The organism is Escherichia sp. AM3, assembly GCF_032029835.1.
Classification (GTDB): domain Bacteria; phylum Pseudomonadota; class Gammaproteobacteria; order Enterobacterales; family Enterobacteriaceae; genus Escherichia; species Escherichia coli.
The window spans coordinates 1-238 of sequence record NZ_JAVUPQ010001289.1 but is presented as its reverse complement, the minus strand read 5'-3'; the positions used below and the strand labels follow the sequence as shown (position 1 = coordinate 238).

Sequence of the window (238 nt, the reverse complement as noted above, 5' to 3'; positions counted from 1 at the left end):
CAAATCAGGTTGTTAAATCGGATAAAGTAACTTCAACTTGGATGAAGGTTATTACTAATTTCTCGCCTGAAAATCGCCTGTATGACGACTCTGTTTTCTATGCCGTCGCCCATTCACCCGTAATTATTGTTGAAACAACTAATGGCGGCGATTTTTTCATTGCAAAAAAATGGCTTAGAAATAATGGCGCATATGGCGTTATTCAGTATAGATATAAATCTAATGGCTTTGGTGTTCG

Annotated in this window: 1 protein-coding gene; it reads left to right on the top strand. The window is 37.4% G+C overall.

Annotated features, from left to right (window positions below; translation table 11 throughout):
• On the top strand, nucleotides 1–238 hold a 238-nt coding region (locus RTW80_RS30720; protein ID WP_312722033.1), incomplete at both ends, for a cag pathogenicity island Cag12 family protein.